The organism is Rhodospirillaceae bacterium (assembly GCA_016722635.1).
Taxonomy (GTDB): domain Bacteria; phylum Pseudomonadota; class Alphaproteobacteria; order JAEUKQ01; family JAEUKQ01; genus JAEUKQ01.
Genome location: JADKIX010000011.1, coordinates 143,780 through 159,011, shown reverse-complemented (window position 1 = coordinate 159,011; position 15,232 = coordinate 143,780). Strand labels below are relative to the sequence as shown.

Here is a 15,232-nt window from a genome sequence, read left to right as displayed (position 1 = left end):
GATAGGTAGCAACGCGCCCATTTTATACAAATTTCAGGTGTATATGACAGATAAAATTGAGATGATATCGGAAAAAGCCGAACATCAAAGACAGATTGAGCAGATTCTTGATCAAGCTTTTGGGGTGAATCGCACCAGCAAAATTTCCTACCGTTATCGTCACCATATCTCTGCGATCAAGCAGTTATGCTGGGTTGTAGAAAAGAATAAAGAGGTAATCGGCACCATCCGCTACTGGCCGGTTACCGTCAATCACATGACAGATGCCTTGTTGTTAGGCCCTTTGGCTATATCAGGCAGTTACCGGGGCCAAGGATTAGGGCAACGATTGGCTGCGCATACCATGAATGTGGCTAAAGACCTTGGCTATAAGATTATTTTTTTGGTTGGAGATCACGCCTATTACCACCGGCTGGGGTTTAAGCCTACGGTTCCTTACGGCCTTTATATGCCGGATGAAAAACCAGAAAGGTTATTAATCCATGAATTAGTGCCTGAAGCTGCCAAAGGCATTCAGGGATCCCTATGCCAAGCGCGACCATCATCCTTAAAAGTGGCTGGTTAATCAACCATCTTTCCCAAAACTCCCTAGACAGTCAGACAAGGCTAGTCCTCGCATCCATGAAGACCAGCCTCATAGCTATTTCACGGTGGGAATATTGAATTCTGTTCCTTGCCGGTTGCCGGTTGGCCAACGTCCGGTAATCGTTTTCAATTTTGTATAAAACCGCACTCCTTCCATCCCATGCATATGATGGTCGCCATATAGGGATTGCTTCCACCCCCCAAAGCTATGAAAAGCCATCGGGACAGGAATGGGGACATTCACCCCCACCAAGCCTACTTTAATCCGGCTAGAAAAATCGCGGGCGGCATCCCCATCCCTAGTAAAAATAGCGGTGCCGTTCCCATAAGGATGGTTGTTAATAAGGGTTACAGCACTTTCATAATTAGGCACCCGTACCACTGCGAGTACAGGGCCAAAGATTTCTTCTTGGTAAATCCGCATAGAGGGTTGGACATGGTCAAATAGGCATCCCCCCATAAAATAACCGTTTTCATATCCTTGTAAGCGTAAATTGCGTCCATCCACCACTAGTTTAGCGCCTTCTTTAATACCGGTTTCCACATAATTTTCCACTTTGCTTAAATGCTGTTTGGAAATCAATGGCCCCATCTCCACCTCAGGATCATTGCCTGGACCGATTTTTAACGAACGTATGCGGGGTGCTAGTTTTTCAACTAATTTGTCTGCAACCTTATCCACGGCAACAACCACGGAAATAGCCATGCAACGCTCGCCTGCCGATCCGTAGGCGGCACCGATCAAACTATCAGTCGTCATATCCAAATCCGCATCGGGCATGACCAACATGTGATTCTTGGCCCCCCCTAAGGCTTGTACCCGTTTGAAATTGCTGGAAGCTTGGGTGTAAATATGTTGGGCAACAGTTGTTGAACCGACGAAGCTGATGGCGGCGATGCCTGGATGGCCCAAAAGTAAATCCACCGCATTCTTATCACCCTGGACCACGTTTAATACCCCATCTGGTAAGCCCGCTTCTTTCATCCATCCGGCCAACAGCAACGCAGCGGACGGATCGCGTTCCGATGGCTTCAGGATAAAACAATTGCCGCAAGCAATCGATAACGGGAACATCCATAAAGCAATCATCACGGGAAAATTAAAGGGGGTAATGCCAGCACACACCCCTAACGCCTGGCGTGTGGACCAACTGTCAATCCCTTTTCCAATATTTTCGCTGAATTCACCTTTAAGTAAATGCGGGATACCACAGGCAAACTCAACGACTTCAAGACCCCGCATGCAAGATCCTTTTGCATCGCTGACGGTTTTACCATGTTCTTCACTGACAACCGCTGCAAGCTTATCTAAGTTGGCTTCCAGAATCGTTTTGAAACGAAAAAGAACGCGGGAACGTTGCAGGGCAGGGGTGGCACTCCAAGCGGGCCATGCGGCTGTTGCAGCAGCTACCGCCTGGTCAACTTCTTTGCTGGTTGCCAAAAATACCTTGCTAATTTCTTCGCCGGTTGCAGGGTTAAAAACACCAGACATCGTATTCTTGGAACCCTCAACCAATTTTCCGTTAATAAAATGGGAAATATATTTGGACATGGTCTCTCCGTTACGTTAGGGGTGGTTATTTGAAGGTGACACTTGGGTTGATGCCGCCGATATTGGTTAAAGACAAGGTAATACCAATTAAAATATCATTTTTCTTAGTGGCTCCCACAAAATCTCGTTTTTTGATGCTCAAGCCAAAAATAAAGCATTCATCATTATATTCAATAGATCCGCCATAAGAATATAATTTTTTTCTATCGATATCATAAGAGGTAAAGGTTTTAAGGGTCCAATAATCACCTAATTGGGTTGTCAAAGTGCCGTTGACGGACTGGTAAGCAGGTGTATCAAGGTTTGCGATATGATATTCCCCCAGCCAACTATAAGCGGCGTCCAAACGAAAGATATCAAATTTTCCATTCAGGCTGATTTCTTGGCGGCGGAATTTTTTGTTGTAAGGATCAAATTGAAAACGATACCCTAAATCCAATCGATCGTTAACCCGAACATTTGCCTGACCAACCACATCAGTCATATGTTTGGACAAGCCAGTGTTATCTGGGAACAATCCCCTATACAATTGATAGGATTGGCCAATGGTAAAGGAAAATTCCCGGTTGTTAAGCGAATCATGATAACTTAATTTTAACCCATAATTGATCCTGGAGCCTCGATCTAGGCGATCGCCCCCCCCTAAGCGATCTGGCAAGAAGATATTGGTGTCATCCAGGATGATATCTTGGCTATCTTCGTTGGGTATTTTTGAAGACGTGCTTGATTTTGGTGCTGCCACCACGGAAAATATAGGCTCAATCACAAAATTTTCCGCATTGGAAATGCTTTTGATTAAGGGATATCGCCACTCAAGAAAGGCTTGGGGGAAAACGCGCCCTTGCCATCCGCTAAAGCGGTTATTGGGGGGATTAAAAATGTCGGAATTTGGATCAACATGGCGCACATGATAAAGATCCGTTGTTAAAGACAAACGGCTAGTCCAGACCCCTCCAGATGGGTCGATGCTCGACCAATTCCACCCGCCTACAAAAGATAGTTTTTGGCTTTCCCGGCCTTCCAGGCGGTGCAGAGCCGCAAATTCGCCTCTAAGATCCCAATAACCAGTACTTTGCCGATGATCCTGTTGGTAATAATAGAGGAGGCGGGGAAGGGCAAAGGCTTGTTCTTTATTAATGTCCAAATCCCTTGTGCCTAGGAATTGTAGGCCACTTGCTTGAAAATAACTGCGGTTGGAGATGAAGTCTTCAGCAAATATTTTACTGGTAACCAAATCATCGCCATTAAAATTCAGGTCGGACAAGTAAGATTTGTCGCTTGCCGTTGTGATATCCATTCCCCAGCGCCACTGGCGGTTGATATCAAACGATCCTTGAAGATAGAAATGCCCGCGCATATCATTTTGATAATTTTTCGTATTGTTACCGATGGTTTCCGCATAATCGCCCCATCCGATACTGCCGCCCACATTTAAAATACCGTTTGCAAAATGTTGCCGGTAATCCAGCGCCAGAACTTTGGTACCCTTTAAGCTAATATAAGGGGTAAGGGTTAAATCACGGCTACGATCAATATTAATAAACACCGGCAAACCGAAGGTTAACCCAATATTACTGCTTTTAAAAAGTTTAGGGCCTAATAAGCCACTTTGCTTTTTTAATGTACCATCGGGAATGGAAAAATAGGGCAGATAAAAAACGGGGATATCGAATAATTCTAACCACGCCTCTTTGAGGATAAGGCGGTGGTTGTCTTTATCCCGGATCACGGTTACGGATTTTATTTGCCAGATCAACGGTTTTTCAGGGTTTTTTAGGCAGGATTGGCATGGGGAGTAAACGGCACCTTCAAACCGGCTGTCACCTTCAAGATCAACATCCCCCCTAGCAACCGCTATCCGTGAACCATCTTCTAGGGCCACTAGGAAATTTTCAATAACCCCTTTTTTTAGATCACCGCTAACATCGATATATTCGGCATAAATATAATTGCCACTTTCTTCTGTAATACGCACTTGGCCGCGGGCTATTACTTGGTTGGTTTTTTGGTAATAAATAACTTTTTCTGCTTGTAGGGTTCGTCCTCGATACCAAATTTCCACATGGCCTTCGGCCGTCAACACTTTGTCATGTTGGTTAAATTCCAATTGATCAGCCTTCATCAATATTTCTTGGGATCTCAGGACATTTGAGAAAATGGTATTTCCCAACGCAAATAAAATGATACAGATAACCCGAAACCGGATAGCCATTCGCCTATGTCCTATAAAACAGCTAATGATGTGATCATAAGTTTGGTACATCCTTGCCAAAATTACTCGATAGATCAAGCGTTCTTTCATAAGCCATGCTAAAAACATGGTGGTATAGAAGGACCAAAGTCTTATCATCAGCAATTTTTAAGGCCATCAATTTTATGTTAATTTGGTGTCTCCCTGTAAATACATGGGCGAATAACATTTTACTTTCCAATTTTATGGTTTCTTGCTAAAGCTTTAAAGCCTGGTCAGCCTGCTTTAGGAGGAAAAATGTTACATAACGGTTTGACAAAACTGTCCATCGCTTTGCTAGTGTTCATGATGTTGGCGGCAGAGGCTGCTGCCCATCCCATGCGTGGCTGGCATCCCGATCATAGTTTTGTCAATGGATTTTTGCATCCTTGGCAAGGAATTGACCATCTAGTCACCATGATAGGAATTGGGATCTGGGCGAGTCAATCTTCCCGGGACCACCCTCGCTGGTTGCAGGTGGCGGGTATATTTTCAGGGACGATGGCGGCTGCATTTTTCATCAGTTATAAGTATGAGCTGGACTTGGGTAATATGGTGGAAAGCAGTATCGGCATTGGTCTCCATGATTCTTGGGGTTATCCTAGTATTTACACCTCATTTTTCTTTTGCGTTCATGTTGCCTGTGATTGCTGTCATGGCGGTTTTTCATGGGGCTGCCCATGCCGAAGAAATGGCACACAATCTTTCCACCCTGTGGTTTGTGGCAGGCTTTATAAGCGCTACTTTGGTGTTACAATATATCGGCTTTGCTTGCGGGCGGGCGTGGCAGGAGCAAGCTTACCGGCAATTTTTCTTACGTTGCTTAACAGGTATCAGCGTTTTATTCATTGGCGGGATGAAAGTTTTTTTTAGTTAAACATTGAGTTGGTCATTTTCTGAAGGGGTGTTCTGTGCAGAAGCAATTTCAACGTCATGTATCAGTTACAGGCTTAGGGTATGTAGGGCTACCACTAGCAACTGCCTTTGGGTGCCATGGGTATCCGGTAGTGGCTTTTGATATAGACAAAAAAAGGATTGAACAAATCAGCCAAGGACAAGATCACTCTGGGGAGGTGGAAAGCCAAAAGCTTATGCAGGCGAAATTGCATTTGACCGCCGATCCCAAGGATTTGAAACTGGCCGATTTTCATATTATCACTGTTCCCACCCCTATTAATGACACCTATCGCCCGGATTTGGGGGCCGTTTTATCGGCGACCCGCACGTTAGCCCAGCAGCTAAAAAAAGGGGATATTGTTGTCTATGAATCAACCGTTTACCCTGGTTTAACAGAAGAAGAATGCCAGCCGGTACTTGAAAAACTGTCAGGGTTGAAGGTGGGTAAAGATTTCGGCCTGGCTTATTCGCCGGAACGCATCAATCCTGGTGATAAAGAGCATCGTTTTGAAAGCATACAGAAAATTGTATCCGCCAGTGACCCCAAAACGCTTGAAATTGTTGCATATGTTTATGGTCAGGTGGTTAAGGCTGGTATTTATCAAGCTGCCAATATCCGTACAGCTGAGGCTGCCAAGGTTTTAGAAAACACCCAGCGCGATATCAATATCGCTTTGATGAATGAGTTGGCGTTGATTTGCCACCGGGTGGGGATCGATACCCACGATGTGTTAACAGCTGCTGGTACCAAATGGAATTTTTTGAAATTCACACCGGGCTTGGTTGGCGGTCATTGTATTAGCGTTGACCCTTATTATTTGACCCATAAGGCTGAACAGATGGGGTATATCCCGGAAGTTATTTTGGCAGGCAGGCGTGTCAATAATAGCATGGCGCGTTTTGTTGCAACCGAAGTTGTCAAATACCTCACCAAAAATGCTTGGAAAAGTAAGCCGGTGGTCACGATTTTAGGGCTAACTTTCAAGGAAAATGTACCCGATATCCGCAACAGCAAGGTGGTTGACATCATCCAGGAGTTACAATCATTCGGAGTTGACGTACAGATTACCGATCCCTATGCGGATCCGCAAGCTGTGATGCATGAATATCGGTTTTCCTTAACACCGCTTAACCAATTAAAGCCCGCGCAAGCAGTAATCCTGGCGGTTGCCCACCAATCCTATAAACAACAGGGCTGGCAGCTGATCCAACAATTATTGGCGAATGGCAAGGGACTAGCTGCAGATGTCAAAGCGGTGCTTGACCGCTCCAAATGCCCCATCGGTATCGATCTATGGCGATTATAGAAAGGCTTCCAGTTTAAGTTAAAAAAGATATCGACGGCTGGGTTATCCCGCAAAACCTAGCTTAAAGCCAACTCTATCAACAGGCCGGGTGACGCACAGGGCAGAGCAATCGACAAAAAGCGAAACGATTATTAAGGAAAGTTGATTAAGGAGTGGAAGGGAGTCACAATTTTTGACCGTCCTTTTAAAAAACCCAGCTCAATAATACAGGCGGTGGCTGCCACTTCTATCCCCACCTGCTGCAATAACTTAGTGGTTGCCTCCACGGTACCGCCTGTAGCCAACAGATCATCCACGATAATCGCTTTTTTACCTGCCTTAAAGGCATTTTGCTGAATTTCTAAGGTATCGGTGCCATATTCTAAAGCATATTCATGACGAACTGTTTTCCCGGGCAATTTGCCCTTTTTCCGGACCATGGCAAAGCCAAGTTTCAAGGTGATCGCCAAGGGTGCAGCGAGTAAAAAGCCGCGTGACTCAATGCCAATTAATAAATCGGCCCGATAGGGTTGAAGTTGTTTGGTTAATTGGTCGATGGCGTATTGCCAGGCTATGGGGGATGCGAGCAAGGGGGATATATCATAAAACAAAATTCCCGGTTTAGGGAAATCCGGGACACGACCAATATATTGGGTTAAATCCATTCACACAACCGCTGATAAAAAATGAATTAGCAGTTGTTTAATACATCACGTTTGCGGTACAATGTCCACCACCATATTTATTCAGACTGGCGATGATTCCGCAGATAGAAAGACAATTCTTTGATGACAGATCAACCAATTTTCTCTCGTCCGGCCAGTTTTGAAATTGACGGGCATAGCCATACCGCCAAACTTGCAGGTTCTTGGACAATGCTGGGTCTTTCCCAAAGTGTCCGCCACCAAATTGACACGAAAATGTCGGAAGTTTTAAATTCGGAAGACATCATTGCTATTGACTGCACGGGGATCGAACAGATTGATACGGCCGGGGTCTTACTCATCCAAAACTTTCAAAGGAATCTTGAAAAGAAAGGGAAAACTGCTGTCCTTAACGGGCTTGCGGAAACAAAGAAAAATTTGTTTGAGCAATTGGATAAAATCCAACCCCTTGCTTTAGAACCGACAATTGCCCGGAAACACAGGCTGCCACCTTTTATGATTTTAGCCAACCAGGCTGGTTATCAAATATTCAGGCTGGGGAAACAAAGCCTTAGCTTGGTATCATTTTTCGGCTATGTGCTCATTCGGATGGGCGTGATGATCGTCCACCCGTCCCGACTGCGCTGGACTGCTTTAGCCAGCCACCTCGACCGTACCGGTTTTCAGGCTTTGCCGATTGTCGGCTTGTTATCGTTTCTTATCGGTATCGTCCTGTCTTTTCAAGGCGTTGACCAACTAAGCCAATGGGGAGCGGCCATCTTTACCGTTAATTTAGTTGCCCTATCTATGACCCGGGAAATGGGGGTGCTGATTACGGCGATTTTAGTTGCAGGGCGTTCGGGAAGTTCGTTCACGGCCGAAATTGGGGCAATGAAAATCAATGAAGAGGTGGATGCCATAAAGACCTTAGGCTTAAACCCGATTGATGTATTGGTCTTACCCCGCTTGCTTGCACTGGTGATCGTGCTGCCACTTCTGACTTTTTTTGCTAATTTCATGGGGATTATGGGTGGAGGAGTGATGCTGTGGGTTCTTTTAGGGATCGAACCTGCCAATTATATCAACCTGGTCAGGGGTGCCATTTCGCACACGGGTTTTTGGTTGGGGATCATCAAAGCGCCGGTTTTCGCGTTTTTTATTGGCCTAATCAGCTGCTTTCATGGCATGTTGGTTAAGGGCAGTACAGAAGAAGTTGGCAGCAGTACCACCCGTGCTGTTGTCGAAAGTATTTTTTATGTGATTATGTTAGATGCGGTTTTTTCCATTATTTTCTCCATTTTGAAGATTTAGAATCAGGGGTGATCGGTTGGGTGCTTTGGTAAAAAATAATCACACTGTTGTCATTGATGTCGAAGGGCTTTGCACGGGTTTTGGGGGCCGTTTGATCCATGACCATCTGGATTTACAGGTATATCTTGGGGAAATTATAGGGATCGTCGGGGGATCTGGGTCGGGTAAATCGGTATTGTTGCGTACGTTAATTGGGCTGCAACCGGCAAAGTCGGGCACTATAAAGATTTTAGGTCAGCCACTTTCTGTATTGCTTCAAAGCCGGGATCGGTTGCCTTGGGGGGTTATGTTCCAAAACGGCGCATTATTTAGTTCCTTAAATTTATTGGAAAATGTTGAAACCCCCTTACGGGAACATTCAAATCTCCCCAAATCTATGATCCACGAGATTGCTCAATTGAAGTTATTGATGGTGGGATTAAACCCAGAGGATCTTTTGAAATTCCCTTCTGAAATTTCTGGGGGGATGCGGAAGCGGGCAGCGTTAGCCAGGGCATTGGCTTTAGATCCGCCCATCCTGTTTCTTGATGAACCGACGGCAGGTTTGGACCCGATCAGTGCCTCCTTATTTGACCGATTGATTGTTGATCTGCAAAAAAGCTTAGGACTGACAGTTTTTATGGTCACACATGATTTAGACACGTTGCAGACAGTTTGTGATCGGATCGGGGTGTTAGTTGATCAAAAAATAAAAACCGGTACATTAAACGAAATGCTGCATGATCCCCATCCCTGGATCAAAAGTTATTTTCATGGCGATAGGGCAAGAATTTTGCAGAACGGAAGGTAATTTTGGAAATAAGGGCAAGATATATCCTGGTAGGGTTATTTGTGAGTGGTTTTACACTGGCTTTGCTGGTGGGTTTTTTATGGCTGGCCAGCGGGCAGGGTAATAAAGATAATGCCTATTACGATATTCTGTTTTCAGAAGATGTGACGGGCTTACAAGTGGGTGGGGTCGTTCGTTACCGGGGGGTTGAAGTGGGAAGAGTGGATAGCGTCCAACTGGATCCCCAACAAATTGACAAGGTGCGGGTGACAATTAAAATTTTGGCTACCACCCGACTTTATGAAGATGCCACGGCATCCCTTGAAAGCCAAGGAATAACAGGCATTCCCTATGTCCTGCTGCAAGGGGGCTCAGCCGATAAAAAATTGTTGCAGGTGGTTAGCGTCAAGCCATATCCCCCAATTAACCCCAAACCTGGGAAATTGCAGGAAGTGTTGCAAGTATTGACCGATGTCAGTTTGGTGGTGGATGACTTGCGGGTTATTTCCAAGCAATTTCGTGAAGTGGTGCCAACCATTATTAACCAGGAAAATGCTGCGCTGTTAAGCAATATGGTCGCTGATTTGCAGACATCAGTTGCCAATTTAAAGGAAATATCGAATGGTCTGCGTCAAGCAACTGAAGGCGATTATATCGTCAATGCCCTGCAATCCCTACAAAAAACCTTGCAGTCCTTTGAACAAACCAGTGCGAATTTAAATAATTTATTGACCAATATAACTGAACCGGTACAGACTTTTCTTTCGCCCACCCTCCGGCAAATCAATTCGCTGGTGACCGAGGCAAAAGATTTTATGGTTTTGATGAAAAGGTTTGCAGAAAAATTAGAGCGTGATCCATCACAACTGATTTTGGGGCCACGCTAAACATTTAATCGGAGATAAAAATGACAAAAATAAAAAAATATGTGAGTTTTTTCAGCATAGCCCTGATTTTAGGTAGCTTCTTAACGGCTTGTTCTATTTTAAAAAAACCGGAACCAGAAAAACAATATTTTTTGACAGTGTTGGCACCGCAATCAAGCAGTTTATCTCCTAACCTGCCGATCATGGTGGTTGACCGGCCGACGGCCAATGCCCCGTTCAACACCAATAGGATTTTAGTTACTCAACCGTTTCAGGAAATCGTGCCGTTGCCCGGTATCAGCTGGTCAGAAGCTATCCCTCAAATGTTACAACAATTATTGGTTGAACATCTCCAAGCCGGTAAATTGGTTGTGCCTTTAAGCCGGGAAAATGGCGGATTACGGGCAGCTTATGTTTTGCAAACGGAAATCAGGGATTTCCAGGTGGCTGATTGGCAGGGAAAGCCGACCGTTACGCTTACTCTTCAAGCCAATGACATAGATTTAGAAAGCCGCAAGCTGGTTTTTAGCCGTGTTTTCAAACAACAAATTCCTATTACCAACAACGATATAGCAACAGTTATTGAGGGGTTTCAACGGGCCATTACCTGGATATTAAAGGATATATCGACAACCATTGGGCAAAGCAAGGTAACAAACGCTCGCTAATGGGTGAAATGTAGCTTCAAAAACAGGAACTTAAAACAGGTGTGCCGTTGCTATCAGGGGCCACTAAATATACCAAGAATGAAAGTAACTTTAAAGCTGTTCAGCGTCCATATTGTGATTGGTCAGAGTGCTAACTGACAGCTGGCTATACTCAAAAATTAGCTCAAAAGGAATAGGTGTGAATAAAAAGTTACGTTATGAGCAAGTGGCAAGCGACCAAAGGCAACTGAAAAATTTTCTGCCACCTCAAGAACTCGATTTATATTTTATTGCTAGGTGTGGGACGCTAGCAGCTTCCAGCCACAACACCCAGCCGTGGTTTTTCCAAATTCAACAGAATGCCATTAAAATTATCCCCGATTATACGCGCCGGTGCCCAATTGTTGATCCTGATGACAGCCATCTTTATAAAAGCCTTGGTTGTGCTGCGGAAAATATGGTATATGCGGCCTCGGCATCTGGGTATGCTACAGAAATTATTTTTAATGGTCGTGAAAACGCGGCATCGCTGACATTTAAAAAATCTTCGAACTTATCTGTCGATGACAGTCTTTTTGACGCAATTTTTGAGCGTCAATCAACCCACAGTCATTTTGAAGCACGCTTCATTTCCAATATTGACATGGAATGGCTTGTGAAGCATTCGCAGGGTTTAAGGGTACAAGCAGTTTTTTTGCAAGATAAGCAGAAAATAACAATGATTGCCGATCTTGTGGCCCAAGGGGATATGATCCAATTAAAGGATTATGGTTTTCGCCAGGAATTAATCAAATGGATCAGATATAACCCATTGATGGCGCTTAAAACAGGTGATAGGTTATCAACCCTATCTATGCAAAAACCATCATTGCCGGCATGGCTTGCAAAATTACTGCTGCCGTTTGTTCTTTCTGGAAAATCTCAAGCTAAGACTGATCGAGATCTTATTTTACAATCACCGATGGTGGGGGCAATTTTTGTGGATGAAGAAAATCCCCAAAATTGGTTTGAGGCAGGCCGTTTATATGAGCGTATTGCGCTGGCGGGTACGGCAAGAAAAATTCGCAATTCCCCCATTAACCAACCTATTGAAGTGCGCTTACTACGACCACTGTTACAAACAGCGGTTGCTCACGGCAAGGGCACACCGACCATGTTGTTTCGAATGGGATATGCGGGGCTTATGCCTTATAGCTTGCGCAGGCCATGGATGAGTGTGATCAAATAACAACTAGCGATGTTTGCCCTAAGCTCGCCCTTAGGTTAATAACGCGATCTATAAAATCTTCTGAAAAGCCTTGTTACAACTGGTCGGAGTGACAGGATTTGAACCTGCGGCCCCTACGTCCCGAACGTAGTGCTCTACCAGGCTGAGCTACACTCCGCTAACCACGGGCATTATAAGAACAGGAAGTGTTGTTTGGCAAGCAAAGAATCAAAGGATTTGGGAATTTCTTTACATGCTCATTGGATTTGTATAATGGAAGGGCAATAAAACAAAATAGGGTAGAAAAGCGCTTGATTGCTTGTACTTATCCTTCCATCCCGGGGCGTGCCAAACAATATCCAATTAAATCATTGAGAATGGTTTTCCAAGCAGATTCCTTGAATATGCTTAAGGCATTTCGGGCTTTTGTGGCGTAATCCTTAGCCAAAATAAGGGTATTAGCTAAACATTGATGCTGATGTAACAACTGGATTGCTTTCTGCAAGTCTTCTGTTTTTTGCCGATTGCCTGCCATCGTCCGCTGCCAAAATTTATTCTCCGCTGGGCTAGCTTTTTGAAGGGCCAAGATTACGGGCATCGTTAGTTTCCCCTCCCGGAAATCATCCCCGGTGATTTTCCCTAAATGCTCCGAGCGGTCGGGAGAATAATCCAACACATCATCAATCAATTGGAACAAAATCCCTAAATTTAGCCCATAATTTTGTAAGGCTTTGGTTTCGGCCTCCTCTTTACCAGCGATAACCCCGCCGATTTCACAGGCGGCAGCAAACAGGGCAGCGGTTTTGGATTGGATAACCTCCAGGTACGAAGCTTTGGTTGTGCCTAAGTCATGAATATTGAGCAGTTGTAAAACTTCGCCCTCCGCAATCGTTGCGGCAGCCGAAGAAAGGATGCGCAGCACGTCCAGACTGCCGTCTTTGACCATTAATTGGAAAGACCGGCTGAATAGGAAATCCCCAACCAAAACGCTTGCTTGGTTACCCCATAGGCTGTTGGCAGTTGATCGGCCACGACGCAATTTGCTGTCATCCACCACGTCATCATGAAGCAAAGTTGCGGTATGGATAAATTCAACACAAGCAGCAAGCGACAAATGGCGTTGTCCTTGATAACCACAAAGATGGCTGCAGGCTAAGGTCAACATGGGGCGTAACCTTTTGCCCCCGGCGCCAATAATGTGCCCAGCCAATTGGGGGATTAAAGCAACCCGGTTTTGCAATTGTTCAATGATCAATTGATTGATCAAGGCCAATTCGGGTTTAAGGAGATGTTGCAATTTTTCTAACGCATTGGGCCCTTGAATCGAAGATTGAATGATGGAAGAACTGCCCATTCCTGGTTCCTTATTTTTCTTGACGGATATCACATATTATCCCAGCATAAAGTGAAAAGCTTCAGGGTCAAGCATCCTGTTGCCGCATTCTTTTGGAAAGATGATCATCCGTTTATGATGCCTAAAACCAAACCTTCAAAGAATATTTTCCCCGACGTTCGTGAAAATACATTGTTAGGAGGCCGGGTGCGTTTGTTGCAGCCGAAAACCGGCTACCGTACTGCCATCGACGGGGTGTTGCTGGCGGCTGCGGTTGATAATAAAGTGGATGATGTAGTCATCGATGTTGGGGCAGGGGTTGGTACGGCTTCTTTATGTCTGCAGGCCTGCAGGCCTGCAGCCAAAATCATCGGTTTGGAACTACATCAAGGTTTGGTTGATTTGGCCAATCAAAATGCCTGCTTAAACGGCTGGCACCCGTTTGTCCATTCCATCCAGGGGGATTTGAAAACGCCCCCTGCCTATTTCCAGGGGTTGTTGGTTGATCATGTGATGATGAACCCCCCTTATTACCGTTCTAACGAATTGGGAAAAAAAACCGAAAATCTGTTACGCGGTCAAGCATTGTATGAAGGTGATAGCCAGCTAATCGATTGGCTAGGGTTTGCTTGGCGGCATGTCAAAAGCAAGGGGGTCATTACCCTGATCCATGTGGCGCATAGACTACCTGAAATTTTGGCTTTCTTTCAGGAAAAAACCTGCGCAATAAAGGTTTTTCCCTTATGGCCTGATCAACAAAAATCTGCGAACCGGGTTTTGGTACAAATCATGAAAGGGGCGAAAACGCCCTTTAGCCTTTATCCTGGCTTGGTCTTGCATACAGAAGATGGTTCCTACACCCTCCAAGCCGAAGGGGTTTTAAGGCACAGCCAAAAAATTGATTGGTTATAAAAATAAGCTTTGAAGCGTAATTTTACGAAAACAAAACTTGATTATCAAGGGCTTGCTGACTACTTGATACATCATTAGGTATTTTAGGTGAAACGAAATGGAAGGAACAATTAATGGCAAAAATTCTTTTTTGGCAATCGCAACCAGCGGAAATTCCCCTGTTGGTATTATCCGGTGTAATTGGCAGAATGGGACGTTTCCAGCAAGGGTTATCCTATTTGGGATTGCACCATTTAATTGAAAAAGCATTTTGTAACCCGAAAATACCGGCGGTGGCGTTGCTGGTGAATTCCCCCGGCGGGTCACCCGCACAATCAGCGCTGATTGCCCGCGCCATTCGCCAAAGGGCAGAGAAGCATAAAATCCCTGTACTGACTTTTATCGAGGATGTGGCGGCATCCGGTGGTTATTGGCTGGCCTGTGCCGGGGATGAGATTTATGCCGAGGCCTCTTCTTTAATCGGTTCCATTGGGGTGATCAGCGCGGGTTTTGGTTTTACGGAATTGATTGCTAAAATCGGCGTCGAGCGCCGCGTTTATACAGCGGGCGAGCGGAAAATGATGCTTGATTCCTTCTCACCAGTTAAAGCGGAAGATGAAGAAAGAATTAAATCCTTGCAACAAAGTATCCATGAAGAATTCAAAACCTATGTCCAAGAGCGACGCGGCGCAAAAATCCCAGCGGATAAGGCTGGTGTTTTTAACGGTGATATCTGGACGGGCAAACAAGCCCTGGAAAAGGGGCTGATCGATGGCATTGGCTCATTAGAGGAAGTGCTGCAACAAAAATTTGGCAAGAAAGCCAAATTTGTCCGCATGGAAGCCAAGAGGGGACTGATCCAACGTTTGGTATCCGGGAATACGGCTAAAACCAATTTAGGCCATGGGTTCATTGAGGCGGTTGAGGAACAATGGTGGTGGAACAGGTTGGGCCTATAGGGTTTTTAAAAAATCCCTGTTCCTACGCCTAGCCCAAATATTTTTGGGCGGTGAT

14 protein-coding genes and 1 tRNA gene are annotated in these 15,232 nt (G+C 45.0%); 10 read left to right on the top strand and 5 right to left on the bottom strand.

All coding sequences use genetic code 11. From position 1 onward, the window contains the following. The first annotated feature begins 43 nt into the window (after nt 1-43). Nucleotides 44-565: an N-acetyltransferase gene (locus IPP67_08155; GenBank protein ID MBL0339110.1), complete on the top strand. Its 522-nt coding sequence runs from the start codon at nt 44-46 to the stop codon at nt 563-565. 75 nt (nt 566-640) lie between these two features. On the opposite strand, the gene IPP67_08150 is transcribed toward IPP67_08155, so the two are convergent. Both IPP67_08150 and IPP67_08145 read right to left on the bottom strand, forming a co-directional pair. After that, entirely contained in the window at nt 641-2,137 is a 1,497-nt protein-coding gene (locus IPP67_08150; GenBank protein MBL0339109.1) for a CoA-acylating methylmalonate-semialdehyde dehydrogenase, read from the bottom strand. A gap of 25 nt (nt 2,138-2,162) precedes the next feature. Beyond that, the gene (locus IPP67_08145) at nt 2,163-4,259 is read right to left on the bottom strand and encodes an LPS-assembly protein LptD (protein ID MBL0339108.1); all 2,097 of its coding nucleotides are present in this window, start codon (nt 4,257-4,259) and stop codon (nt 2,163-2,165) included. Nucleotides 4,260-4,625: 366 nt separating this feature from the next. Here IPP67_08145 and IPP67_08140 point away from each other — a divergent pair, with 366 nt between their 5' ends. Both IPP67_08140 and IPP67_08135 read left to right on the top strand, forming a co-directional pair. Beyond that, nucleotides 4,626-5,240: a HupE/UreJ family protein gene (locus tag IPP67_08140; GenBank protein ID MBL0339107.1), complete on the top strand. Its 615-nt coding sequence runs from the start codon at nt 4,626-4,628 to the stop codon at nt 5,238-5,240. 38 nt (nt 5,241-5,278) lie between these two features. Next, on the top strand, nt 5,279-6,571 hold the full coding sequence (locus IPP67_08135; GenBank protein ID MBL0339106.1) for a nucleotide sugar dehydrogenase: 1,293 nt from the start codon (nt 5,279-5,281) through the stop codon (nt 6,569-6,571). Nucleotides 6,572-6,702: 131 nt separating this feature from the next. On the opposite strand, the gene IPP67_08130 is transcribed toward IPP67_08135, so the two are convergent. Further along, the gene (locus tag IPP67_08130; GenBank protein ID MBL0339105.1) at nt 6,703-7,215 is read right to left on the bottom strand and encodes an adenine phosphoribosyltransferase; all 513 of its coding nucleotides are present in this window, start codon (nt 7,213-7,215) and stop codon (nt 6,703-6,705) included. Between the two features lie 123 nt (nt 7,216-7,338). On the opposite strand from IPP67_08130, the gene IPP67_08125 reads away from it, so the two are divergent. The 5 genes from IPP67_08125 (at nt 7,339) to IPP67_08105 (ending at nt 12,015) form a co-directional block, all read left to right on the top strand. Further along, entirely contained in the window at nt 7,339-8,505 is a 1,167-nt protein-coding gene (locus IPP67_08125) for an MlaE family lipid ABC transporter permease subunit (GenBank protein MBL0339104.1), read from the top strand. Nucleotides 8,506-8,530: 25 nt separating this feature from the next. Beyond that, complete coding sequence (locus IPP67_08120; GenBank protein ID MBL0339103.1) at nt 8,531-9,295, top strand: ATP-binding cassette domain-containing protein; 765 nt, start codon at nt 8,531-8,533, stop codon at nt 9,293-9,295. A gap of 41 nt (nt 9,296-9,336) precedes the next feature. After that, nucleotides 9,337-10,161 (top strand): MCE family protein, encoded by an 825-nt coding sequence (locus IPP67_08115; GenBank protein ID MBL0339102.1) that lies wholly within the window; start codon nt 9,337-9,339, stop codon nt 10,159-10,161. Nucleotides 10,162-10,181: 20 nt separating this feature from the next. Beyond that, nucleotides 10,182-10,808: a membrane integrity-associated transporter subunit PqiC gene (locus IPP67_08110; GenBank protein MBL0339101.1), complete on the top strand. Its 627-nt coding sequence runs from the start codon at nt 10,182-10,184 to the stop codon at nt 10,806-10,808. Nucleotides 10,809-10,986: 178 nt separating this feature from the next. After that, nucleotides 10,987-12,015 (top strand): Tat pathway signal protein, encoded by a 1,029-nt coding sequence (locus IPP67_08105; GenBank protein ID MBL0339100.1) that lies wholly within the window; start codon nt 10,987-10,989, stop codon nt 12,013-12,015. Between the two features lie 80 nt (nt 12,016-12,095). On the opposite strand, the gene IPP67_08100 is transcribed toward IPP67_08105, so the two are convergent. Both IPP67_08100 and IPP67_08095 read right to left on the bottom strand, forming a co-directional pair. Further along, a tRNA-Pro gene (locus IPP67_08100) sits at nt 12,096-12,172 on the bottom strand. A 147-nt stretch (nt 12,173-12,319) separates the two neighbouring features. Continuing rightward, the gene (locus IPP67_08095; protein MBL0339099.1) at nt 12,320-13,348 is read right to left on the bottom strand and encodes a polyprenyl synthetase family protein; all 1,029 of its coding nucleotides are present in this window, start codon (nt 13,346-13,348) and stop codon (nt 12,320-12,322) included. A 114-nt stretch (nt 13,349-13,462) separates the two neighbouring features. On the opposite strand from IPP67_08095, the gene IPP67_08090 reads away from it, so the two are divergent. Both IPP67_08090 and IPP67_08085 read left to right on the top strand, forming a co-directional pair. Further along, the gene (locus IPP67_08090) at nt 13,463-14,239 is read left to right on the top strand and encodes a methyltransferase (protein MBL0339098.1); all 777 of its coding nucleotides are present in this window, start codon (nt 13,463-13,465) and stop codon (nt 14,237-14,239) included. 113 nt (nt 14,240-14,352) lie between these two features. Next, nucleotides 14,353-15,177 (top strand): S49 family peptidase, encoded by an 825-nt coding sequence (locus IPP67_08085; GenBank protein ID MBL0339097.1) that lies wholly within the window; start codon nt 14,353-14,355, stop codon nt 15,175-15,177. Nucleotides 15,178-15,232: the final 55 nt, after the last annotated feature.

Excerpts from the sequence above, each read along its gene's own strand:
- IPP67_08110 (MBL0339101.1), top strand. The coding sequence starts at position 10,182 with ATGACAAAAATAAAAAAATATGTGAGTTTTTTCAGCATAGCCCTGATT.
- IPP67_08140 (MBL0339107.1), top strand. The coding sequence starts at position 4,626 with ATGTTACATAACGGTTTGACAAAACTGTCCATCGCTTTGCTAGTGTTC.
- IPP67_08090 (MBL0339098.1), top strand. The coding sequence starts at position 13,463 with ATGATGCCTAAAACCAAACCTTCAAAGAATATTTTCCCCGACGTTCGT.
- IPP67_08150 (MBL0339109.1), bottom strand. The coding sequence starts at position 2,137 with ATGTCCAAATATATTTCCCATTTTATTAACGGAAAATTGGTTGAGGGT.
- IPP67_08125 (MBL0339104.1), top strand. The coding sequence starts at position 7,339 with ATGACAGATCAACCAATTTTCTCTCGTCCGGCCAGTTTTGAAATTGAC.
- IPP67_08095 (MBL0339099.1), bottom strand. The coding sequence starts at position 13,348 with ATGGGCAGTTCTTCCATCATTCAATCTTCGATTCAAGGGCCCAATGCG.
- IPP67_08085 (MBL0339097.1), top strand. The coding sequence starts at position 14,353 with ATGGCAAAAATTCTTTTTTGGCAATCGCAACCAGCGGAAATTCCCCTG.
- IPP67_08155 (MBL0339110.1), top strand. The coding sequence starts at position 44 with ATGACAGATAAAATTGAGATGATATCGGAAAAAGCCGAACATCAAAGA.
- IPP67_08145 (MBL0339108.1), bottom strand. The coding sequence starts at position 4,259 with ATGAAGGCTGATCAATTGGAATTTAACCAACATGACAAAGTGTTGACG.
- IPP67_08130 (MBL0339105.1), bottom strand. The coding sequence starts at position 7,215 with ATGGATTTAACCCAATATATTGGTCGTGTCCCGGATTTCCCTAAACCG.